Source organism: Azospirillum thiophilum, assembly GCF_001305595.1.
GTDB lineage: Bacteria > Pseudomonadota > Alphaproteobacteria > Azospirillales > Azospirillaceae > Azospirillum > Azospirillum thiophilum.
Map to the genome: position 1 here is coordinate 634853 of NZ_CP012406.1, position 22648 is coordinate 657500.

At 71.7% G+C, this 22648-nt stretch carries 16 protein-coding genes (1 of these 16 only partly in view); 8 read left to right on the forward strand and 8 right to left on the reverse strand.

Annotation, left to right across the window (positions count from 1 at the left end; genetic code table 11):
• Window positions 1-2 precede the first annotated feature (2 nt).
• From nirD to cobA, 3 genes are all read left to right on the forward strand, one after another.
• Window positions 3-410, forward strand: coding sequence for a nitrite reductase small subunit NirD (nirD, locus tag AL072_RS31210; protein WP_082109249.1), 408 nt, complete (start codon window positions 3-5; stop codon window positions 408-410).
• 46 nt (window positions 411-456) lie between these two features.
• Window positions 457-3108 carry a molybdopterin-dependent oxidoreductase gene (locus AL072_RS31215; RefSeq protein WP_425388623.1) on the forward strand — a complete coding sequence of 884 codons (2652 nt, stop codon included), beginning with the start codon at window positions 457-459 and terminating at the stop codon, window positions 3106-3108.
• Window positions 3109-3355: 247 nt separating this feature from the next.
• Entirely contained in the window at window positions 3356-4111 is a 756-nt protein-coding gene (cobA, locus tag AL072_RS31220; RefSeq protein ID WP_052710317.1) for a uroporphyrinogen-III C-methyltransferase, read from the forward strand.
• On the opposite strand, the gene AL072_RS31225 is transcribed toward cobA, so the two are convergent.
• On the reverse strand, window positions 4007-4795 hold the full coding sequence (locus AL072_RS31225; RefSeq protein ID WP_045584840.1) for a C40 family peptidase: 789 nt from the start codon (window positions 4793-4795) through the stop codon (window positions 4007-4009). The two genes, cobA and AL072_RS31225, sit on opposite strands and share 105 nt — an antisense overlap.
• A 233-nt stretch (window positions 4796-5028) precedes the next feature.
• Between AL072_RS31225 and AL072_RS31230 the strand changes: the two genes are divergently transcribed.
• On the forward strand, window positions 5029-6102 hold the full coding sequence (locus tag AL072_RS31230) for a saccharopine dehydrogenase family protein (protein ID WP_045585238.1): 1074 nt from the start codon (window positions 5029-5031) through the stop codon (window positions 6100-6102).
• On the opposite strand, the gene AL072_RS31235 is transcribed toward AL072_RS31230, so the two are convergent.
• The gene (locus AL072_RS31235; protein WP_045584841.1) at window positions 6090-8831 is read right to left on the reverse strand and encodes an HAD-IC family P-type ATPase; all 2742 of its coding nucleotides are present in this window, start codon (window positions 8829-8831) and stop codon (window positions 6090-6092) included. The two genes, AL072_RS31230 and AL072_RS31235, sit on opposite strands and share 13 nt — an antisense overlap.
• A gap of 172 nt (window positions 8832-9003) precedes the next feature.
• Here AL072_RS31235 and AL072_RS31240 point away from each other — a divergent pair, with 172 nt between their 5' ends.
• The 3 genes from AL072_RS31240 (at window position 9004) to AL072_RS31250 (ending at window position 16288) form a co-directional block, all read left to right on the forward strand.
• The gene (locus AL072_RS31240) at window positions 9004-9837 is read left to right on the forward strand and encodes a universal stress protein (protein ID WP_052710318.1); all 834 of its coding nucleotides are present in this window, start codon (window positions 9004-9006) and stop codon (window positions 9835-9837) included.
• Between the two features lie 31 nt (window positions 9838-9868).
• Window positions 9869-11764 carry a PHA/PHB synthase family protein gene (locus tag AL072_RS31245; RefSeq protein ID WP_082109251.1) on the forward strand — a complete coding sequence of 632 codons (1896 nt, stop codon included), beginning with the start codon at window positions 9869-9871 and terminating at the stop codon, window positions 11762-11764.
• 138 nt (window positions 11765-11902) lie between these two features.
• Window positions 11903-16288, forward strand: a complete 4386-nt coding sequence (locus tag AL072_RS31250; RefSeq protein WP_200909979.1) for a response regulator — start codon at window positions 11903-11905, stop codon at window positions 16286-16288.
• A gap of 25 nt (window positions 16289-16313) precedes the next feature.
• On the opposite strand, the gene AL072_RS31255 is transcribed toward AL072_RS31250, so the two are convergent.
• The 6 genes from AL072_RS31255 to AL072_RS31280 all read right to left on the reverse strand — a co-directional run bounded on the left by AL072_RS31255 (window position 16314) and on the right by AL072_RS31280 (window position 21949).
• Window positions 16314-16712: a hypothetical protein gene (locus tag AL072_RS31255; protein WP_045584843.1), complete on the reverse strand. Its 399-nt coding sequence runs from the start codon at window positions 16710-16712 to the stop codon at window positions 16314-16316.
• 24 nt (window positions 16713-16736) lie between these two features.
• The gene (locus AL072_RS31260; RefSeq protein ID WP_144428431.1) at window positions 16737-17114 is read right to left on the reverse strand and encodes a c-type cytochrome; all 378 of its coding nucleotides are present in this window, start codon (window positions 17112-17114) and stop codon (window positions 16737-16739) included.
• The gene (locus AL072_RS31265) at window positions 17111-17566 is read right to left on the reverse strand and encodes a c-type cytochrome (protein ID WP_045584844.1); all 456 of its coding nucleotides are present in this window, start codon (window positions 17564-17566) and stop codon (window positions 17111-17113) included. The genes AL072_RS31260 and AL072_RS31265 overlap by 4 nt, the downstream gene beginning before the upstream one ends.
• Complete coding sequence (locus AL072_RS31270) at window positions 17553-17858, reverse strand: hypothetical protein (protein ID WP_045584845.1); 306 nt, start codon at window positions 17856-17858, stop codon at window positions 17553-17555. Before AL072_RS31270 ends, AL072_RS31265 begins: the two co-directional genes overlap by 14 nt.
• Window positions 17859-17962: 104 nt before the next feature.
• The gene (locus AL072_RS31275; RefSeq protein ID WP_060721757.1) at window positions 17963-18829 is read right to left on the reverse strand and encodes a Crp/Fnr family transcriptional regulator; all 867 of its coding nucleotides are present in this window, start codon (window positions 18827-18829) and stop codon (window positions 17963-17965) included.
• A 282-nt stretch (window positions 18830-19111) separates the two neighbouring features.
• Window positions 19112-21949: a PAS domain-containing protein gene (locus AL072_RS31280; protein WP_052710320.1), complete on the reverse strand. Its 2838-nt coding sequence runs from the start codon at window positions 21947-21949 to the stop codon at window positions 19112-19114.
• A gap of 232 nt (window positions 21950-22181) precedes the next feature.
• Between AL072_RS31280 and AL072_RS31285 the strand changes: the two genes are divergently transcribed.
• A protein-coding gene (locus tag AL072_RS31285) for a cation:proton antiporter (RefSeq protein ID WP_045584847.1) crosses the window boundary here: on the forward strand, window positions 22182-22648 show its 5' end (the start). Its footprint extends 796 nt past the window's final position; the window shows 467 of its 1263 coding nt (coding positions 1-467); it begins with the start codon at window positions 22182-22184; the stop codon falls past the right edge of the window.

The following is a 22648-nucleotide window of genomic DNA, read 5'->3' on the forward strand; positions in this document are numbered from 1 at the left end:
TCATGGACAGCATCATCATGGAAACCGCCGCTCCCGAAACCGCCATCTCGGAGATCGCTTGGACCCATGTCGGCAGCATCGACGACATCCCCGTGCTGGGCTCGCGCGTCGTCCGCACGGCGCAGGGCGACATCGCCCTGTTCCGCACGGCGGCCGACGAGATCTTCGCGCTGGAGGATTCCTGCCCGCACAAGAACGGGCCGCTGTCCCAGGGCATCGTCCATGGCCGCCGCGTCACCTGCCCGCTGCACGGCTGGGTGATCGAGCTGGCGACCGGCGAGGCCGTCGCCCCCGACGAGGGCCGCACCGGCCATGTCCCGGTGCGGGTCGAGGGGCGCGGCGTCTCGCTGGCGCTCGGCGAGGCGAAGCTGTCGCGCGGCGGCTGCCGCAAGGCCTGCGGCCATGTTTGACGGGCCCGATCCCATTGGGGGGCCTGCTTCCGGGGCCGAACGGGAGGTGAGGACGACCTGTCCCTATTGCGGGGTCGGGTGCGGGGTTGTCGCGCGGGTGGCGGCGGATGGCGCCGTCAGCGTGCGCGGCGATTCCGGCCATCCGGCCAACCGGGGCCGGCTCTGCTCCAAGGGGTCGGCGCTGGCCGAGACGCTGGTGCCGGACGGCCGCCTGCTGCATCCGGAGATCGACGGGCAGCGGGTCGGCTGGGACGAGGCGCTGGACGCGGTGGCCCGGCGCTTCTCCGACACCATCGCCACGCATGGGCCGGAGTCGGTGGCCTTCTACGTCTCGGGCCAGCTGCTGACCGAGGATTACTATGCCGCCAACAAGCTGATGAAGGGCTTCATCGGCTCGGCGAACATCGACACCAACTCGCGCCTGTGCATGGCCTCGTCGGTGGTCGGGCACAAGCGGGGGCTGGGCGCCGACGCGGTGCCGGGGGCCTACGAGGATTTCGAGTGCGCCGATCTGGTGGTGCTGGTCGGCTCCAACCTCGCCTGGTGCCATCCGGTCCTGAACCAGCGGCTGCTGGCGGCGCGGGCGGAGCGGGGAACCCGCATCGTCGTGGTCGATCCAAGGCGGACCGATTGCGTCGATGCCGCCGACCGCCATCTGGCGCTGCAGGCGGGGACCGACGCGGTGCTGTTCAACGGGCTGCTGGCCTGGCTGGATGACCATGGCCATCGCGATGCCGGCTTCGTCGCCGCCCATGCCGACGGGGCGGAGGAGGCGCTGGCCGCCGCCCGCGCCGATGCGCCGGACGTGGCGACGGTCGCCCGCCGCTGCGGGCTGGCGGAGGCCGAGGTCGCAGCCTTCTATGCCGAGTTCGCCGCGACCGGCCGGGTCGTCACCGTCTATTCCCAGGGCGTCAACCAGTCGTCGCAGGGCAGCGACACCGTCAACGCCATCCTGAACGTTCATTTTTTGACAGGGCGCATCGGACATCCCGGCTGCGGCCCCTTCTCGGTCACCGGTCAGCCGAACGCCATGGGCGGACGCGAGGTCGGCGGGCTCGCCAACCAGCTCGCCGCCCATATGGGGTTCACGGCAGAGGAGGTCGAGCGGGTCGGACGTTTCTGGAAAGCGCCGTGCATTGCCGACAGGCCGGGGTTGAAGGCCGTCGATCTGTTCCGCGCCATCGAGGCCGGAACGGTGAAGGCGGTGTGGATCATGGCGACCAACCCGGCGGTCAGCATGCCCGACGCCGGCCGTGTCCGCCGGGCGCTGGAGCGGTGCGAAACGGTGGTGGTCTCCGACTGCATCGGCGACACCGACACCGGCCGCCTCGCCCATATCCGCCTGCCGGCGCTGGGCTGGAGCGAGAAGGACGGCACCGTCACCAACTCCGACCGGACGATTTCGCGGCAGAGGGCTTTCCGCGACGGGGCGGGGGAGGCGCGGGCCGACTGGTGGATCGTCACCCAGGTCGCCCGCCGGATGGGCTTCGCCGACGCCTTTCCGTACGAGAGCGCAGCCGAGCTGTTCCGCGAGCATGCCGCCCTGTCGGCCTTCGAGAATGACGGGGCGCGGGCCTTCGACATCGGCGCGCTCCAGGGGCTGGACGATGCCGGTTACGAGGCGCTGGCGCCCTTCCCCTGGCCCTGGCGTGCCGGGGAGGAGCCGAAGATGCGCCTGTTCGGCGACGGCCGTTTCTTCACCGGGCATGGCCGCGCCCAGATGCTGCCGGTCACCGCGAAGCCGCTGCCGCGCAGCCTGCCGGACGGGGCGCTGCTGCTCAACACGGGCCGGCTGCGCGACCAGTGGCACACCATGACCCGCACCGGCCTGTCGCCGCGCCTGTCGGCCCATGTGCCGGAACCGCGGCTGGACATCCACCCGGCCGACGCCGCGGCGCGCGGGCTGGCCGATGGCGGGTTTGCCCGCATCGTCACCGGGACGGGCGAGGCGCTGGCCCGTGTCCGCCTCACCGATGCCCAGGGCGCGGGCACGATGTTCCTGCCGATGCACTGGACCGACCGTTTCACCGGCGCCTGCGTCGTCGGCCGGCTGATCGACGACGAGGCGGTCGACCCGCTCTCCGGCCAGCCCGATCTGAAGCGGATGCCGGCGACCGTCCAGCCCTGGCGTCCCGACTGGACCGCCTTCCTGCTGAGCCGGCGTGCGCTGGAGCCGGGCCATGGCGGTTATTGGGGCGGCTACTGGGCGCGGCGCGCGGTGGCCGGCGGCCATCTGGTCGAGATGGCGGGCATCGGCGCGATTCCGGAGATCGGCGGCTGGCTGCCGGGGCTCGATCCGGCCGGGGCGGCGGTGGAGTATCGCGACGGCGCCCGCGGCAGTCTGCGGATGGCGTGGCTGGAGGGCGACCGGCTGGAGGCCTGCCTGTTCGTCGCCGCCGACGGGCGGCTGCCGCCGCGCGGCTGGCTCGCCGGGCTGCTGGAGGCGGGCGGGCTGGACGACGGTGCGCGGGCTGGGCTGCTCGCCGGCCGGGCGCCGGGGGCGCAGGCCGACGAGGGACGCATCGTCTGCGCCTGCTTCGGTGTCGGCATCAACCGGCTGATGGGCGCGATCCGCGACGGCCGGCTGACCAGCGTGGCGGAGATCGGCGCCGCGCTGAAGGCCGGCACCAATTGCGGATCCTGCGTGCCTGAACTCAAGGAGGTGCTTCGTCATGCCCATCGGCACGAAGTGGCGTGAAGCTGTGATACTCCCTCTCCCCCCCGGGGAGAGGGTCGGGGTGAGGGGGACGCGCGGTGAAGCCTTCTGGGATTGGCTGCGCCCCGCATTTTCAGTGTTCGCTCGTCTTTCAGAGACGTTTTCCCCCTCACCCCAACCCTCTCCCCGGGGGGGAGAGGGGGAAAACGGCGGGGGAGGGTCAGGGTGGGGGCAGCACGGGTCCGGCACCGTCACCCTCGTCGGCGCCGGGCCCGGCGATCCCGACCTGTTGACCGTCGCGGCGGTCAAGGCGCTGGCCGCTGCCGAGGTGGTGCTCTACGACGCGCTGGTCGGTGACGGCATCCTCGACCTCGCCCACCCGAAGGCCGAGCGGATCTGCGTCGGCAAGCGCTCCGGCCGGCATTCGCTGCCGCAGGGTGAGATCAACGCGCTGATCGCCTTCCATGCCCGGCGCGGCAAGCGCGTCGTCCGGCTGAAGGGCGGCGACCCGATGGTGTTCGGCCGGGCCGGCGAGGAGATCGCGCATCTCGACAGCCTCGGCATCCCGGTGCGGGTGGTGCCGGGGATCACCGCGGCGCTGGGCTGCGCGGCCTCGGCCGGGCTGTCGCTGACCATGCGCGGGGTGTCGCGCGCCGTCACCTTCGTCACCGCCCATGGCCGCGATGGCGAGCGCTTCGAGCCGGATTGGGCGCGGCTGGCCGATCCGCAGGGCACGCTGGCGATCTATATGGGGCGCGAGCAGGCCCGCGCGGTCGGGCAGGGGCTGACCGGGGCCGGGCTGCCCGCCGCCACGCCGGTGCTGGCGGTCGAGAACGGTTGCCGGCCCGACGAGCGGCGCCAGTGGACGACGCTGGGCGAGATGGCGGAGCAGGGGGTGGCCGCCGGCAAGGGGCCGACCCTGCTGCTGGTGGGCGAGGCGCTACGCCCGCGTCAGGTCGGGACGGCGGACGCCCTGGCCGGGACGGCGGACGCCATTGATCTCCGCGCGCTTGGCGACCTCGGCCAGCGGTTCGATCACGACTGACATGGTGAAGACGGTGGCGTGCAGCAGGTGCGCCCCGTCCAGCATCAGCCCGACATGGCCGGGGAAGAAGACGATGTCGCCGCGTTCATAGGCGACGTCCCGACCGTCGTCGGAGACCCAGGCGCCCAGCCGGTCGTCCTTGCGCTGCATGCCGCTGCTGTGGTGTGAGACGATGCCCGCCGCCGCCATCGCGGTCAGCACCAGCCCGGAACAGTCGATGCCGAAGCTGCTGCGCCCGCCCCAGACATAGGGCGTCTCCAGGAAGCGCAGCGCGGTGGCGATGTGGTCGGGCGCGGGAGGCGCCTCGACCGGCTCCAGCCAGCCGGCGAACAGCCACAGCCCGTCGCCGACGCCGGCCCAGCCGTTTTCCGCCATGCCGTCCAGCGTCACCAGCGACCCGAAGCTGAGCGTCGCCACCGGCGGCGCCCGGTGGGTCGGCGCCGGGTGCAGGTCGGCGCGCAGCGCCCGCACGCGGTGGGTCGGGGCCACCGGCGCGGCATGGCGGGTGCCGGGCGGCAGCCAGCCGACATGCCCGTCGAACCCGTTCTCGGCGCGCAGCCAGCCGTCACGCTCCTCCAGGATGCGGAATCGCTCGCCGCGGATCATCTCGCTGGTCTGGGGAACGCCGTCGCGCGGCTCCTCCAGCAGGACGGCGTGCGGGGCGGTCAGTTGGCGGTCAGTCATGGCGGTCGGTCGCGGTTGGGGAAAACCGGCTCGGACCATAGCTTTCGCCCCGCCGGCTTGCGAGGGATAAAGCGGGTCCGTCATTTCAACGGACATTCCGTCGTTCCGCCGGAAAACTCCGGCCCCACCGGCGCATTGGGCGGTTCTGCCCGGCGGCCCCGGCCGACATGTTTTGTGTGCGAGCGAACTCGCCAAGGCAGGAACGGCTGAACAGGGAAGCGGGAGAGATGGCGATGATGAAGGTACTGGTTCTGGGCGCCGGCAAGATCGGCTCGATGATCGGCACGCTGCTGGCGGAGACCGGCGATTTCGCCGTCACCATCGGCGACCGCGACGAGGCGCTGCTGCAGCGCGCCGAACGGGCCGGGCTGCGGGTGATGCGCGTCGACGTGGAGGATCCGCAGTCGCTGCGCGCCGCCATGCACGGCCAGCGCGCGGTGCTGAGCGCCTGCCCCTTCACCCTGACCCCGGTCATCGCAACCGCCGCGGTCGCCGCTGGTGCGCATTACCTCGACCTGACCGAGGATGTCGCCGCCACCCGCAAGGTGAAGGCGCAGGCCGATACCGCCGATACGGCGCTGATCCCGCAATGCGGGCTGGCGCCGGGCTTCATCTCCATCGTCGGCCATGACCTTGCCCGCCGCTTCGACGAGCTGCACAACCTGCACCTGCGCGTCGGCGCCCTGCCGCAATATCCGACCAACGCCCTGAAATACAATCTGACCTGGAGCACCGACGGGCTGATCAACGAGTACTGCAACCCGTGCGAGGCCATCGTCGACGGCCGCCCGCGCGAGGTCATGCCGCTGGAGGGCGACGAGCGCTTCGCCCTGGACGGCGTCGATTACGAGGCGTTCAACACCTCGGGCGGGCTGGGCTCGCTGTGCGAGACGCTGGCCGGCAAGGTGCGCAATCTCGATTACAAGACGGTGCGCTATCCCGGCCATCGCGACATCGTCCGCCTGCTGATCCGCGACCTGCGGCTCGGCGAGCGGCGCCACCTGCTGAAGGACGTGCTGGAAACCGCGGTGCCGCTGACGCTGCAGGACGTCGTGCTGGTGGTGGCGACCGCCACCGGCATGCAGGACGGCGAGCTGCGGCAGGAGACCTTCGCCACCAAGATCTACAGCAAGCCCATTGCCGGCCGGACCTGGAGCGCCATCCAGGTCACCACCGCCGCCGGCATCTGCGCCGTGCTCGACCTGCTGCGCGAGGGCTCGATCCCGCAGGCCGGCTTCGTCCGCCAGGAACAGGTGCCGCTGGACGCCTTCCTCGCCAACCGCTTCGGGCGGCATTACCGGGGCTGAGGTTCCGTCAGGCGCTTTTCCAGCTCGACCAGCAGGAACAGGGCGGCGCCCGCCGCGATCATCGCCGCCCAGTCGGCGGCGCCGACGGCGGCGGTGCCGAACAGGGACTGGAGCGGCGGGGCATAGGTGAAGGCCAGTTGCAGCAGCGCCATCAGCGCGATGGACAGCCAGACCGGGCGGCTGCCGGCGATGGCGGACAGCAAGCCGGCCCCGCCCCCGCCCCCGGCCCCGCCATGCAGGCCGCGGGCATTCAGCAGGAAGAAGATCTCGCCGACCACCAGGGCGTTGACCGCCATGGTCCGCGCCGTCTCGATGCCGTCGCCCTGGAGCCGGTGGAAATAGAAGAAGCCGAAGCTGCACGCCACCAGCAGCACCAGCGCCAGCAGCATCCGCCGCAGCATCCGGCCGGTCAGGATCGGCTCGTGGCGCGGGCGGGGCGGGCGGGCCATCACCCCCGGCTCCGGCGCCTCGAAGGCCAGCGCCAGCCCCAGCGTCACCGCGGTCACCATGTTGACCCACAGGATCTGCACCGGGGTGATCGGCAGGATCGTGCCGGACAGCACCGCCGCCAGGATGACCGCCGCCTGGGCGCCGTTGGTCGGCAGCATGAACAGGATGGTCTTGCGCAGATTGTCGTAGACGGTGCGGCCCTCCTCCACCGCATGGACGATGGAGGCGAAATTGTCGTCGGCCAGCACCATCGCCGCCGCCTCCTTCGCCGCCTCGGTGCCGTCGCGGCCCATGGCGACGCCGACGTCGGCACGCTTCAGCGCCGGGGCGTCGTTGACGCCGTCGCCGGTCATGGCGATGGTGCGGCCGTCCGCCTGGAGCGCGGCGATCAGGCGCAGCTTGTGTTCCGGCGTGGTGCGGGCGAAGACGCTGTTGGCGCGGGCGGCGGCGGCGAAGCCGTCATCGTCGAGCCGGTCCAGCGCCGGCCCGCTGGTGACGCCGTCGCCCAGCCCGAAGGTCCGGCCGATGGCGGCGGCGGTGGCGGCGTGGTCGCCGGTGATCATCTTCACCGTGATGCCGGCATCGCGGCAGGCGGCGACGGCGCGCAGCGCCTCCTCCCGCGGCGGGTCGATCAGGCCGCACAGGCCGAGCAGCTCCAGCCCCTCCTCGCGCAGGTCGTCCAGATTCAGTTCGGACAGGTCGATCGGGGTGCGGCGCATCGCCAGCGCCAGCACCCGCTGGCCCCGGCCGGCCAGTTCGGCGGTGAGCGCGGTCCAACGCCCGCGGTCGAGCGGGGCGCTGCCGCCGGCCCGGCGCTCGCGCTCGCAGAGATCCAGCACCCGTTCGGGCGCGCCCTTCACCAGCAGGAGGCCATGGCCGGCATGGTCGTGGTGCAGGGTGGCCATGAACTGGCGTTCGGATTCGAAGGGGATGGCGTCGCGGCGCGGGCAGCGCCCAAGCTCGACCGCCGGGTCGAGCCCGGCCTTCATCGCCAGCGCCAGCAGGGCGCCGTCGGTGGGATCGCCGGTCATCCGCCATGTGCCCCCGGCATCGCGGTGCAGGGCGGCGTCGTTGCACAGCAGGGCGGCGCGCGCCAGCGCGGCCAGCACCGTTTCCTGCGCCGGGTCGACGAGGCGGTTGCCCTCGCTGAACTCCCCTTCGGGGGCGTAGCCGCTGCCGCCGACCGTATAGCTGCCGTCGGCGGTGACGACGCTCTGCGCCACCAGCTCGTTGCGGGTCAGGGTGCCGGTCTTGTCGGTGCAGATGGTGCCGACCGAGCCCAGCGTCTCCACCGCCGGCAAATGGCGGATGATGGCGTTGCGCCGGGCCATCCGGGTCACGCCGACCGCCAGCGTGATGGTCATCACCGCCGGCAGCCCTTCCGGGATCGCCGCCACCGCCAGCCCGACCGCGGCCAGCAGCATGTCCTGCCACGGCTCGCCATGCACCAGCCGGCCGAAGGCGAAGGTCAGCGCCGCCAGCAGCAGGATCCCGCCGGTCAGCCAGCGCCCGAAGCGCGCCATCTGCACCAGCAGCGGCGTCGCCACCTGGGCGACGGAGGCCAGCAGATGGCCGATCCGCCCGATCTCCGTCGCGTCGCCGGTCGCCACCACGATGCCCGTGCCCTGGCCCTGGGCGACGATGGTCCCGGCATAGGCCATGCCGGCGCGGTCGCCGAGCGCCGCATCGGCGGCGACCGCCGCCGTCGCCTTGGCGGCGGGGACGGATTCGCCGGTCAAGGCAGCTTCCTGCACCAGCAGGCCCTTGGCGCGGACGAGCCGCAGGTCGGCCGGCACCCGGTCGCCCGACGCCAGGAAGACGCGGTCGCCCGGCACCAGCGCCTCGGCCTCCAGTGTCACCGCATGGCCGTCGCGCAGCACCACCGCATGGGGCGACAGCATGTTGCGGATCGCCTCCATCGCCTGTTCGGCCTTGCCCTCCTGGAGGTAGCCGATCAGCGCGTTGACCAGCACGACGCCGAAGATCACCCCGGCATCGGTCCAGTGCCGCAGCGCCAGCGCCACCGCGCCCGACGCCAGCAGGACATAGATCAGCAGATTGTGGAACTGGGCCAGGAAACGCAGCCAGGCCGGCCGCCGCCGGGGCGGGGTCAGGCGGTTGGGGCCGAAGCGGCCGAGCCGGGCCGCCGCCTCCGCCCCGTCCAGCCCCCCGGCCGGGCTGCCGAGCCGGCCGGCGACCGCGTCCGCGTCCAGCGCGTGCCATGCGGCGGTATCGGCTGGAGGCGCTTCCGATGGGCCGGTGTCTGCCAGCGGTGCCATGGTTCTGTCTCCCCGGTTGCCGATGCCCATTACAACAGCGGCCGGGCGGGTGCGTCCTTAATCTGGCTCAATTCTTAACCGACGTTAAGGCCGCCCCGCCGCCCGGCCGCCAGGATGGCGGTACGGACCGGCGGACGACCCCGGCCGGAGCGGTGGATGGGAGGACGCGGTCATGGATATCCGCAAGATGCTGGTGCTGACCGGCGACGATCCCGCCTCCTGCCCGGCGCTGTCGGTTGCGCTCGCGCTCGGCCGCCTGCTCGGGGCCGGGGTGACGGCGCTGCACAGTTCGGTCTGGCGCGAGCCCTCCTGGGTCGCGGATGCGGCAACCCGGGCGCCGCAGGGGCAGGGGCAGGGGCAGGGGAAGGGGGGGCGGAGGCCGGCGGCGGAGGCGTTGGACGCGGCCTTCCAGGAGCGTTGCGCCGCCGCCGGCATCGCCGGCACCTGGCTGGAGGACCGCGGCGACCCGGTCGAACGGCTGGCCGCCCACAGCCTCTATGCCGACCTCGTGGTGGCGGAGCGCGGCAACCCGGCGGTCATCGACGGCACCCTGACGGCGCCGGAGGCGGGGCGGCTGGCCCTGACGGTCGCCCCGTCGCTGCTGATCGTCCCGCCCGGCTACGGCCGCGAGTTCGCGCCCGGCCGGGTGCTGGTGGCGTGGAACCGGCGGCGCGAGGCGGCGCGGGCGATCCGCGGCGCGCTGCCGCTGCTGTGCCGGGCGCGGCAGCCGGTGCTGCTGTCGGTCTATCCGCCCGGATGGGATGACCGGCCGGACCAGCGCATCGCCGACCATCTCGCCGCGCACGGGGTGCAGGCCGACGTGCGCATCAACTTCGCCGCCGAGTTCGAGGCGCCCGGCGCCATCCTGGCCCAGGCGCATGCGCTGGACGCCGACCTGATCGTCATGGGCGCCTACGGCCATTCGCGCTCGTTCGAAACGGTGCTGGGCGGCGTCACCCGCCACATGCTGGAGAATGCCGACCTGCCGGTCTGGACCTGCCACTGACGCGCACATCCTCATCCCAAGGAGAAGAGCCATGGCGATGGCCGAGCTCGAAACCGTCCCGGCGGCCACCCTTGCCGCCGTACCGTCCGCCGCAATTCCGCCGGCCGCAATTCCGCCCGCCCGCCCGCCGTCCGAACCGGCCGGCCATGGCGCAGGCGAGCTGCGCAGCCCGGCCTACGGCTTTCCCTATCTGCCCTTCAGCGGCGAGATCCTCGACCGGCTGGTCCATGCCTGGCAGGGACGCTTCACCCTGTCGGTGTCGCCGGCGGCGGTGGCGCTGGCCTTCGCCGACTGGGCGATGCATCTGGGCAACGCGCCGGGCAAGCAGGCGATGCTGGCCGACAAGGCGATGCGCAAGCTGGTGCGGCTGGCGGTCTATGCCGGCGCCGCGGCGATCGACCGCGACACCCCGCCCTGCATCGAGCCGCTGCCGGGAGACCGCCGCTTCGCCGATCCGGACTGGCGGCTGTTCCCCTATGCGCTCCATGCCCAGTCCTTCCTGCTGGCGCAGCAGTGGCTGCACAACGCGACCACCGGCGTCCCCGGCCTGTCGCAGGCGGACGCCCGCATCGTGCCCTTCGTCGCCCGCCAGATCCTGGACGTCTTCGCCCCGTCCAACACCCCCTTCACCAACCCGGAGATCCTGCGCGCCGCCATCGCCACCGGCGGGATGAACTTCGCCCAAGGCATGGCGAACTGGGCGGAGGACGTGCTGCGGCTGGCGACCGGGCGGCGGGCCGTGGGGGTGGACAGGTTCCAGGTCGGCCGCGACGTGGCGGTGACGCCGGGCAGCGTCGTCTTCCGCAACGAGCTGATGGAGCTGATCCAGTACGCCCCCGCCACCCCGTCGGTCCATGCCGAGCCGGTGCTGATCGTGCCGGCCTGGATCATGAAATATTATATCCTCGACCTGTCGCCGGAGAATTCGCTGGTCCGCCATCTGGTCGGGCGCGGCTTCACCGTCTTCATGGTCTCCTGGCGCAATCCGGGACCGGAGATGCGGGACACCGGCTTCGACGATTACCGGCGGCTGGGGGTGATGGCGGCGCTCGACGCCATAGACGCGATCTGTGGAACCGGAGGAGCGCCGCCGCCGGTGCATGCCTGCGGCTATTGCCTGGGCGGCACGCTGCTGGCCATCGCGGCGGCGGCGATGGCGCGCGACGGCGACGCGCGGCTGAAGACGGTGACGCTGCTGGCCGCCCAGACCGACTTCACGGAAGCCGGCGAGCTGATGCTGTACATCAACGAAAGCCAGGTCGCCTATCTGGAGGACGTCATGTGGCAGTCGGGGTATCTCGACACCGGGCAGATGTCGGGCGCCTTCCAGATGCTGCGGTCGAACGACCTGATCTGGTCGCAGGCGGTTCGGCAGTATCTGCGCGGCGAGCGGCCGGAGATCACCGACCTGATGGCGTGGAACGCCGACGGCACGCGGTTGCCCTTCCGGATGCATTCCGAATACATGCGCCGGCTGCTGCTGGGCAACGAGCTGTCGGAAGGGCGCTACCGGGTGGAGGGGCGGCCGGTGGCGCTGTCCGACATCCGGGCGCCGATCTTCGCCGTCGGCACGCTGCGCGACCATGTCGCGCCCTGGCGCTCGGTCTACAAGATCAATTTGCAGATCGATACGCAGAGCGTGTTCCTGCTGACCGACGGCGGCCACAATGCCGGCATCGTCGCCGGCCCCGACCGTCCCGACCGCCGTTACCGCATGGGCATGCGCGGGCCGGACGACCGTTACGTCGACCCCGACCTGTGGCTGGAGTCCACGCCCGCCCGCAGCGGCTCGTGGTGGCCGGCCTGGACCGGCTGGCTGGAAAGCCGGTCCGCGGCGGCGACGGTGGAGGCGCGCGCCGTCGGCGCGGCGGAGCGCGGCTACCCGCCGCTGTGCCCGGCACCGGGGCGGTATGTGCTGGAGGGGTGAGCGTTCCGGGCAGGGGGGCGGCGGTCTTTCTGCGCCATTGGGCGATCGGGGTATGGCAAATCTCCGGCTTGCGCCATCCGGGGCGGTCCATACACTCCGCACGACTACGAATTTGGGTCGGACAAGGCGGCGCGGCGAGTGGATCCCAGCACACAAGCACAGAATGACGGTGTAGCCGGCGACGGTCCGGCCGCCGCGGCGGTGATCGGGGCGCCGGACGGCGCCGGTCCGGGGTTTCTCGCCGGCGGGGGGGAACTCGGCGCATTGATGCGCGCCCATGACTGGGAGGCGACGCCGCTCGGCCCGCCCGACGGCTGGCCACAGAGCCTGAAGACCGCGGTGCGGATCATGCTGACGTCCCGGCAGCCGATCTGGATCGGCTGGGGACGGGAGCTGACCTATCTCTACAACGATCCCTACAAGTCGATCATCGGTGGCAAGCATCCCCGGGCGCTCGGCCTGCCGACCTCCACGGTCTGGAGCGAGATCTGGGCCGACATCGATCCGCTGCTGACGACGGCCATGACGGGGGTGGAGGGAACCTACGTCGAAGACCAGCTCCTCATCATGGAGCGCAACGGCTATCCGGAGGAGACCTACTACACCTTCTCCTACAGCCCGATTCCCGACGATGACGGCAGCCCGGGCGGGATCATCTGCGCCAACACCGACGTCACGGAACGGATCATCGGCGAACGCCAGCTCGCCCTGCTGCGCGAGTTGGCCGCGCGCACCTCGCGTGCCCAGACCTGGCAGGAGGTCTGCGGCCGGAGCGCCGAGGCGCTGGCGACCGACCCGAAGGACGTGGCGTTCGCCCTGATCTATCTGGCGGAACCGGGCAGCGCCGAGTTCGCGCTCGCCGCCGCCACCGGCATCGCCGCCGGACATCCCGCCGCCCCGGAGATGCTGGCGGCGGATGCGCCGGTATGGCCGCTGGTCGATCCGGCCACCGGCCCCGCGCATATCCCCGACCTGCGCGCCCTGGCCGCAGGCCCCCTGCCGGACAGCGTGTGGAACCGCCCGGCGACGCAGGCGGTCGTGCTGCCGCTGCCGGCCAGCGGCGAAACCGGCCGGTCGGGCCTGCTGGTCGTCGGGCTCAACCCGTACCGCCTGTTCGACGACGGGTATCGCCGCTTCCTGGGTCTGATCGCCGGGCAGGTCGCCGCCGCCATCGCCAATGCCGAGAGCTATGAGGCGGAGCGCCGCCGGGCCGAGGCGCTTGCCGAGATCGACCGCGCCAAGACCGCCTTCTTCTCCAACGCCAGCCACGAGTTCCGCACGCCGCTGACCCTGATGCTGGGTCCGCTGGAGGAGATGCTGCACGGGCCGGCCCCGCAGGCCGGCCGCTCCGTCACCGTTTCCCGCGACGAGCTGGAGATGGTGCAGCGCAACGGCCAGCGGCTGTTGCGGCTGGTCAACGCGCTGCTCGACTTCTCGCGGATCGAGGCGGGACGGATGCGCGCCAGCTTCGCGCCCGTCGATCTTGCCGCCTATACCGCCGATCTGGCGAGCAGCTTCCGCTCGGCGATGGACAAGGCCGGGCTCGCCTACCGGATCGACTGCCCGGCCCTGCCCGAACCGGTCTGGATCGATCGCGACCTGTGGGAGAAGATCGTTCTCAACCTGATCTCCAACGCCTTCAAATATACCCTGCGGGGCGAGGTCGCGGTGACGCTGGAGGCCACCCGCGGGGCTGCCGTGCTGAAGGTCCGCGACACCGGGACCGGCATCCCCGAAGCCGAGCTGGACCGCGTGTTCGACCGCTTCCACCGGATCGACGGGCAGGTCGGGCGCACCCATGAGGGAACCGGGATCGGGCTGGCGCTGGTCAAGGATCTGACCGCGGTCCATGGCGGCGCCGTCCGGGTCGAGAGCCGCGTCGGCGAGGGGACGGTCTTCACGGTCTCCCTGCCGTTCGGCAGGGCGCATCTGGCGGCGGCCGATACCGATACCGATGGCGGGACGGCGCAGGCGCCCACCGCCACCCGCGCCGAACTCTTCGTCTCCGAGGCGCTGCGCTGGCTGCCCGAAGCGGAAGCGGCGGCGCCCGCCGGCAGGCCGGCGGATGCGGCAGCTGCTGCGGCTGCGGCGGCATCCGACCGGGCGCAGGGCGAGACCATCGTGCTCGCCGACGACAATGCCGACATGCGCGGCTATGTCGAACGGCTGCTGGCCGGGGCCGGCTACCGGGTGGTGGCGGTTGGCGACGGGCGGTCCGCCGTGGCCGCCGTCCGCGCCGTCCGGCCCGACCTCGTGCTGTCCGACGTGATGATGCCCCACCTCGACGGGTTCGGCGTGATCGACGCCCTGCGCCGCGACCCCGACACCCGCGACCTGCCGATCATCCTGCTGTCGGCGCGCGCCGGCGAGGAGTCGGCCATCGACGGGTTGCAGGCCGGAGCGGACGATTACGTGGCCAAGCCCTTCAGCGCCCGCGAACTGATCGCGCGGGTGGAGGGGTCGCTGCGTCTGGCCCGGCTGCGCCGGGAAACCAGCGCCATGCTGCGCGCGGCGAACGAGGAGCTGGAGCGGCGGGTGGCCGAGCGGACGCGCGAGCTCAACCAGGTCTGGCGCAATTCCCGCGACCTGCTGGCCGTGATGGGAACCGACGGCCTCTACCGGGCGGTCAACCCGGCCTGGACCGAGATTCTCGGCTATCGGCCGGACGAGATGGTCGGGTGCAGCTTCCGGCAGTTCGTCTGGCCGGAGGATCTGGAATGGACCCAGGGCGGGCACGAGGATGCGGTCACGCGCACCCTGACCAACTTCGAGAACCGCTTCCGGCACAGGGACGGCACGCCGCGCTGGATTTCCTGGCACAGCTCGGTGGAAGGCGATCTGGTCTATGCCTACGGCCGCCACGTCACGGCGGAGAAGGAGCAGGCGGATGCGTTGCGCCAGACCGAGGAACAGCTGCGCCGGGCCCAGAAGATGGAGGCGGTCGGGCAGCTCACCGGCGGCGTCGCCCACGACTTCAACAATCTTCTCCAGGTGATCGGCGGCAACCTGCAACTGCTCGCCAACGAGGTGGGCGGCAACCCGCGGGCGGCGGACCGGGTGCGCAACGCGCTGAGCGGCGTGTCGCGCGGCGCCAAGCTCGCCTCGTCCCTGCTGGCCTTCGCCCGGCGCCAGCCTCTGGAGCCGCGGGTGGTCAATCTGGGCCGGCTGATCCGCGGCCTCGATGACATGCTGCGCCGGGCGCTGGGTGAGGAGATCAGGATCGAGGTGATCAGCGGCGGCGGGCTGTGGAACACGGTCGTCGATCCGACCCAGGTGGAGAACGCCGTGCTCAACCTGGCCATCAACGCCCGCGACGCGATGAACGGCAACGGCCAGCTGACGATCGAGGCCGGCAATGCCGAGCTGGACGAGGCCTATGCCGCCCGGCACAGCGACGTGCAGGCCGGCCAGTATGTGATGCTGGCGGTGACCGACACCGGCAGCGGCATGCCGCCCGAGGTGCAGGAGCGGGCGTTCGACCCCTTCTTCACCACCAAGCCGGAGGGGCACGGCACCGGCCTCGGGCTCAGCATGGTCTATGGCTTCGTCAAGCAGTCGGGCGGGCACATCAAGATCTACAGCGAGATGGGGCACGGAACGACGATCCGCCTCTATCTGCCGCGCACGCAGGACGTCGAGGATCTGCCGGTCGCGGTGGACAGCGCGCCGGTCGGCGGCGGCAGCGAGACCGTGCTGGTGGTGGAGGACGACGAGGAGGTCCGCCAGACGGTGATCGCCATGCTGGCCGACCTCGACTACCGCGTGCTGCAGGCGCGCGACGCGCAGAGCGCGCTGGCGATCCTGGAGAGCGGCGTTCCGATCGACCTGCTGTTCACCGACGTGGTGATGCCCGGACCGCTGCGCAGCCCGGAGCTGGCGCGCAAGGCGCTGGAGCGCCTGCCCAACCTGGCCGTCCTGTTCACCTCCGGCTACACGCAGAACGCGATCGTCCATGGCGGCCGGCTGGACCCCGGCGTGGAGCTGCTGAGCAAGCCCTATAGCCGCGACGTCCTCGCCCGCAAGATCCGGCAGGTGCTGAACGGCCGCAAGCCGGAGCCGGAGCCGGCGCCTCCCGCCCGCACCGTGCCGGGGACGGCTCCCGCCGGGGTGTCGGGGGATGCATCAGGCGAGGCGCTGATCGGAAGCCTGACGGTTCTCCTGGTCGAGGACGATGCCCTGATCCGCATGTCGGTCGCCGAGATTCTGGCCGACCTCGGCCATCGGGTGCTGGAGGCCGAAGGGGTGGAGGAGGCGCTGCGCATCGTCGGGGCGGGGGAGGGCTTCGACCTGCTGTTCACCGACCTGACCCTGCCCGACGGGCGCGGGGAGGATCTGGCGGCGGAGCTGAGGCGGCGCATGCCGGGACTTCCGGTGGTGTTCGCGTCCGGCCGGATGGTGCTGAACGATGCGGAGATCGCGGCGTTCGGCGGGAAGGCCTTCCATTTGCAGAAGCCCTATGACCTGCCGGCCCTGGAACGCGCGATCCTCGCGGCGACGGCACCAGCGACGGCAAGGGGGCGGTGACAGGGCGCGGCGGTGACGGCCCGGCCTACCGGTCGCGCAGCAAGGCGGCCAGCCTTGCCGCGCGCGCCGCGTCCGGCAGGGCGAGCAGGTTGCGGGTCTCTTCGCGCACCAGCAGGGCGCCGGCGGCCGGCAGGAGCGCGCGTTTCAGCGCATGCAGGGCCGGCGACGGAGCCACCAGCATCAGGGAGCCGAACAGGCCGAGCGCCGCCGCCTCGTTGAGGATGCCGGCCACGCCGGGCACCGAGTCCCCGCCGCCGCCGCCCTCGCCGCAGCGGCACGGCAGCGGTTCGATGGCACCGGGCATGGCGGTACCGGGCATGGCTGCGCCCGGCATGGCGGCCCGGCGGCGGTACAGCCGGGCGCCGGAGCTGTCGGCCAGCACGATCCAGAGGTCGCCATGTCTGATGTGGCCGTGTCTGCGCATCGGACGCCCTTCCCGCCCGCATCCTCACCGGCCGGCCAGCCGGTTCAGATAGGCGACCACGTCGTCGATCTCGGCCCGCGTCAGCGACAGGTCGGGCATCGGCGGGTGGGGGTCGTTCAGCCAGGCCCGGACCCAGCCGGGGCCGCGGCCGGGATCGCGGGCAATGCCGGCCAGCGCCGGGGCGGCGTCGCTGCCGCTCCGGCGGCCTTCCACCATGTGGCAGGAGGCGCACCATTGCTCCGCGATGCGCCGGCCCGCCTCCGCGTCGGCGGCAGCCGCCGGGCCGGCCGCCGCAACCATCGCCGCAAGCATTGCCGCGATCGTCGCCGCAAGGATGGCGGCGGCCGGCGGTGGAACGGTCCGAAGGCGCGGCGGCTGTCCTGCCGGCATCGGGGGGCTCATGGTTGGTCTTCCTTCAGGGTCAGGAGGTAGGCGACGATGTCGTCGGTTTCCCCGCGTGTCAGCCGGATGTTGGGCATCAGCGGATGGGACGTGCGCAGGTAGCTGCGCAGCGCCAGTTCGGTCATCGCGGGATCCTGCATCCGCTCGACGAGATCGGGGCCGGCCAGATCGGAGCCGGCCGGATCGGGACCGGCCGGATCGGGACCGGAAAGACCGTCGGGGCCGGTCGTCCGGCCGGGCGCCACGATATGGCAGTCACCGCACAGCGCCAGCGCCAGCGACCGGCCGTCGACCGCGCTCGCCGATCCGTCCGGCGTGCGCGGCCCGGCCGCCGCCGCGCCCAGGGCGAGGGGCAGGCCGGCAGCCAGCAGGGTCGCCAGCAGGAGGGTCGGCGCCCGTCGCATCGCCGGCCGATCCGGCATCCGGTCCTGCCGGCGCTCAGGGCCGCGCATCGCGGGTCTTCCCATGGTGTGTGGCCGCATGCTCCCCGCCCCCATGCTCCTTCAGGAAGTGGCAGAGCGTCAGCGTCAGCACGGCGACGCGCTCCCGCTGTCCATGCGCCCGGGCCGCGGCGATGTCGTCCTCGATCATCCGGCGGATTTCGCGCCGGCCGTCCCTGGTGGCGTCCAGGTAATTGCCCAACTCGGCGGCGACGATCTCGGGCAGATGCTCATGCTCCGCGATCGCGTCGATCTCCTCACGGGTCAGCCCGCTCAGTCCGATGCAGTCCTCGATGGTGATCATGGCCGTGCCCTCCCTTTCGGGACAGTTTATGCCGCGGGCGGCGGCGCCCATTAACCTGCATCAAGAGAAGGCCGGGGGAGGTCCGAAAGGGTCCGACCCACCCCCTATGCGACTGCCCAGGGGGCGGGGGGCGGCAGGGCGCCCACCGGCCGGTCGGGGTCAAGCTGGGCGATCTCCGCCAGCCGGTCGGGGTCGAGCAGGACGAGGCGCCCCTTCTGGAAATCCAGCAGATCCATCGCGCGCATCTGCTTCAGCGTTCGGCAGACATGGACGGAGGTCAGGCCGGTCGCGTCGGCGATGTGGATCTGGCTGATCGGCAGATGCACTGCGGGCACGGCAATGTCGTCCATGATGCCATCCCGGATGCCATCATGGACCCCATGAGGGGCGCTGTCCGGCAGGGCCTCCAGCGCGGTGACGCGGCGGTGCAGGTCGAGCAGAAGGTTGGCCACCCGTCCCAGTGCCGGCTGCTGGCCCACCGCCCCCAGATGGTTCCAGGCCGACAGCACCTCCCGCGTCAGCGTGCCGGCATAGCTCATGGCGAGCTGCGGCGATGCGGTGCAGACGCGGAAGAACAGGGAATGGCGGATCCTGCACAGGGCGACGTCGGTGATCGCCTCGGCGCTGCAGGTCATCCCGGCCGCCTCGCTGCCCTCGAACCCAAGCAGGTCGCCGGGAAGGGCGAAGCGGATGATCTGGCGCTGGCCGTTCTCGAACAGTTTGTAAGTGGCGATCCAGCCGCTCTTCAGGATGAAGACGGACTGGACCGGCTCGCCCTGCCGGAACAGCATCGTCCCGGCCCGGCACAGCTGGACGCGCGGCCCGTGGGGGAACAGCCGCTCCAGATCCCGCCGGTCCAGCAGGCGGCACAGGCTGGCCGCGCGTGTCGGGCAGCGGTCGCAGGCGATCGGCGCGCCCGCCGGGACCGCCGGACACGAAGGCATGAAGGAGATCGGCGTGGACCCGTCCATGGCGGCCTCCTCCTGTACGGCAGCCCTGTGGAGCGACGCTGTGGAGCGACGTGGGGCAGCATCCGGAGCCGGTCTGGCGAAGCCGGAAACACTAAATCCGATTTAAGTCTTCGAAGAGTTCGAGGTCAACCGACAAAAAGGGTTAGTTTATGGAAGACAATGGCCAATCCTTTGAAGAATCGATCAAATGCCCATAGATCGCTGGTGGCGGTCACTATTTTCATGACGTGCGAAGGGCGGCCGGGACGGTAGGGAAAATGCTTTATATATAGACACTAAAATTCAAGCGGGCGAAGAATCCGGGCGGCATTCCGGTCCAGGCGGGGCGTGGCGGCCCGGGCTGTGTTGCGGCCGGCCGGCTTCGGTCAGGACCCGGTCCAGCACCCCGACCAGATGCTCGATGCGGTAGGGCTTGGGCAGCACCAGCACGCCGGTCGCCCGCGCGACCTCCTCGCTGTAGCCGGTGGCGAGCACCACCGGAAGTCCGGGGTGGAGGCGCCGGGCGGCTTGGGCCAGATCGACGCCGCTCATCGCGCCGGGCATCACCACGTCGCTGAACAGCAGGTCGAAACCGCCGGCGGCAAGCAGTGCCAGCGCCTCGTCGGCCATGGCGGCGCGGGTGACGGTGAAGCCGGCATCCTCCAGCGCGGTCGCGACGGTCAGGGCGACGATCGGGTCGTCCTCCACCACCAGGACGCGGCCGCCATGGCGGGACGCGGCGCTCTCCACCGTCGCCGCCCCGGCCTCTGCCGCCGGGGCGGTGGCGGAGCGGCGGATCAGCAGCCCGACGGTGGTGCCGCGCCCCTCCTCGCTGTCGATCCAGGCGATGCCGCCGGAATGGCGGGCGAAGCCATAGACCTGCGACAGGCCCAGGCCGCTGCCCTGGCCGGTCTCCTTGGTGGTGAAGAAGGGGTCGAAGGCGCGCGCCCGCACGTCGGCCGGCATGCCGGTGCCGGTGTCGCTCACCGTCAGCTGCACGAAATCGCCGGACAGCCCGTCCGGCACCTGCGGGTCGCCGGGCATCACGCTCCTGTTTACCGCCCGGATGACCAGCGAGCCGCCGCCCGGCAGCGCGTCGCGCGCGTTCACCACGAGGTTCAGCAGGGCCAGCTCCAGCTGCGTCGGATCGACCTCCACCGGCCACACGCCGGCCGCCAGCTCGATCTCCAGCCGGATGTCGGCGCGCAGGGCGCGGTTCAGCAACTCCGACATGCCGAGCACGCGGTCGCGCAGGTCGACCGGCTCCGGCCGCAACGCCTGACGGCGGGCGAAGGCCATCAGTTGCTGCACCAGCTTGGCGCCGCGGTCCACCGCCTGCCTGCCGGCATCGACCAGCGGCTGGATGCGCGGGTTGCCCGCCCGCCTCTCGATCATGTGCAGGCAGCCGGACAGCGCCTGCAGAAGGTTGTTGAAGTCATGGGCGACGCCGCCGGTCATCCGGCCCAGGGCCTCGGTCTTCTGGGTCTGGAGCAGCGTCACCTGCACGCGCTCGCGTTCGGCCACCTCCTCGGCGACGCGGGCCTCCAGCGTGGCGTTGAGCTGTTGCAGCGTCTGCTCCGCCCGCTTGGCCTCGGTGACGTCGCTGCCTTCCACGAACAGGCCGGCGACCTGACCGGCCTCGTCCCTGATCGGCTGGTAGACGAAGGTGAGGAAGCGTTCCTCCAGCGGTCCGCCCGGACGGCGCTGGAAACGGATCGGCATGCCGTGCCCGACGAAGGGCTCGCCGTCGGCATAGACGCGGTCGAGCAGCTCGAAGAATCCCTGGCCCTGCACCTCCGGCAATGCATCGCGGGCAGGGCGGCCGGCCAGATCGCGGCGCCCGACGAGTTGGAGATAGGCGTCGTTGGTCATTTCGAACACATGGTCCGGCCCGCGCAGCACGCACATGAAGCCGGGCGCCTGCCGGAACAGGGCGCGCAGCCGGTCCCCCTCTGCCGCCAGCCGGGCATTGGCCGCCTCCACCGCGGCGCGTTCGTGCATCAGCGCCCGGTTGGCGGCCCGCAACGCGGTCTCCGCCACCGCGCGCTCCACCGCGGCCCAGGTCCGTTCCGCCACATCCTCGGCCAGTGCGGCGTCGGCGTCGGTCCAATGGCGGGGCCGGGCCGCGTGCAGATAGAGAATGGCCGTCAGCTGCCCCGCCTCCAGCAGCGGCACCGCCAGCAGCGACCGCACCCCGATGGCGGCGAAAGCCGCGGCTATGCCGCCGCCGGCGGTGCGCGGGTCGTCCGTCATATCGTCGAGCCGCAGGGTGCGCCCGGCCCGCAGCCCGGCGATGATCACGGGGCCGAAGGCGTCCAGCGGCCGGATCCGGCCGGCGAGGCTGGCCACCGTCCCGTCCGTCCAGTCGCATTCGACCGACAGCATGGTCCCGGTCGGGTCGACGCGGCCGTAGCCGGCCCGCGCCACCTCCAGATGGCGGCCGATCGCCCCGGAGGCGGCGGCGGTGATGCCGACCGGATCGTTCAGCCCGCGCAGCCGCTCCGCCAGATCGAGCTGGAAGGTCAGCCGCCGTTCGGCCAGGACGCGGCCGGTGTTTTCGGTGCAGGCGCAGAACATGCCGGCGACGCGGTCGGTCTCGTCACGCACCGGGCTGTAGGAGAAGGTGAAATAGGTCTCCTCCCGGTAGCCGTGCCGCTCCATCACCAGCAGCATGTCCTCGTGGTAGGTCGCCTCGCCGGCCAGCGCCCGTGCCACGAAGGGCGCCAAATCCTCCCAGATGTCGGCCCATACCTCGGCGAAGGGGCGGCCCAGCGCCTCCGGCTTGCCGCCCAGCATCGGGCGGTAGCTGTCGTTGTGGAGGAAGGTCAGCTCCGGCCCCCACACCGTGAACATCGGGAAGCTGGAGGTCAGCATCAGGGTGACGACGGTGCGCAGCGACTGCGGCCAGCCCGCCGCCGGGCCGAGCGGCGTTGCCGACCAGTCCATCGCGCGCATCCGCTCGCCCATCGCCCCGCCGCCGGTGAACAGGTCCGGCGGCCCGCCTGTAAAAGGGCCTCCCGGCGAATCTTTGCCCGGCTGCCCGGCATGCCGCAGCCGGGCGGCGTCCTGCCAGATCGGATCGGCGCTCATGCAGGTGGTGCCGCAGCCGATGCCGGGCCGCGGCGTGGAACGGTCGGACAAAAGATCCGGATTTTCATGAGAAGCATGGCGCGAAGATAAGCAATCGCCAGATGGGAGGCAATGCGATCCCCCTAGCCATTTTGGAGTAGTTTGGGCGCCTCCTCATGCGGTCGCGATCTTCAAGGTCGCGGCGATGTTGTCGATATCGTCGCCGTTGCCGCGGCTTTGTTGCCGGGGGCCGGCCGCGATGCCGGGTATTACCGGCTTTCGCATCGTTTTTCGGGGGTGACCCGTGAGCCCGTTCGACCTGTCCGCCATCCTGCTGACCCTGGCGGCGACCTTCGGCTTCATCAACCACCGCTGGTTGAAGCTGCCCGGCACCATCGCCCTGTTCCTCGAAGGGCTGGTGCTGGCGCTCCTGCTCAGCGGTGCCGACCGCCTCGCCGCCAGCCTGGGCGCCGGCAACTGGCTGCGCAGCCTGGTCGGCCAGATCAGCCTGCCGGGGATCCTGCTGGACGGCATTCTCAGCCTGCTGCTCTATGCCGCCGCGGTGAACGAGGATCTGTGCGCCCTGTTGAAGCGGAAATGGACGGTGCTGGCACTGGCGACGGTCGGCGTCGTGCTCTTCACCGGGGTCATGGGCGCCGGGCTGTGGATTGCCTACTGGGTGGCCGGCATCGGCGTCCCGCTGGTCTGGTGCCTGGTGCTGGGGGCGGCCATCGCGCCGACCGACCCGGTCGCGGTGCACAGCATCCTCGG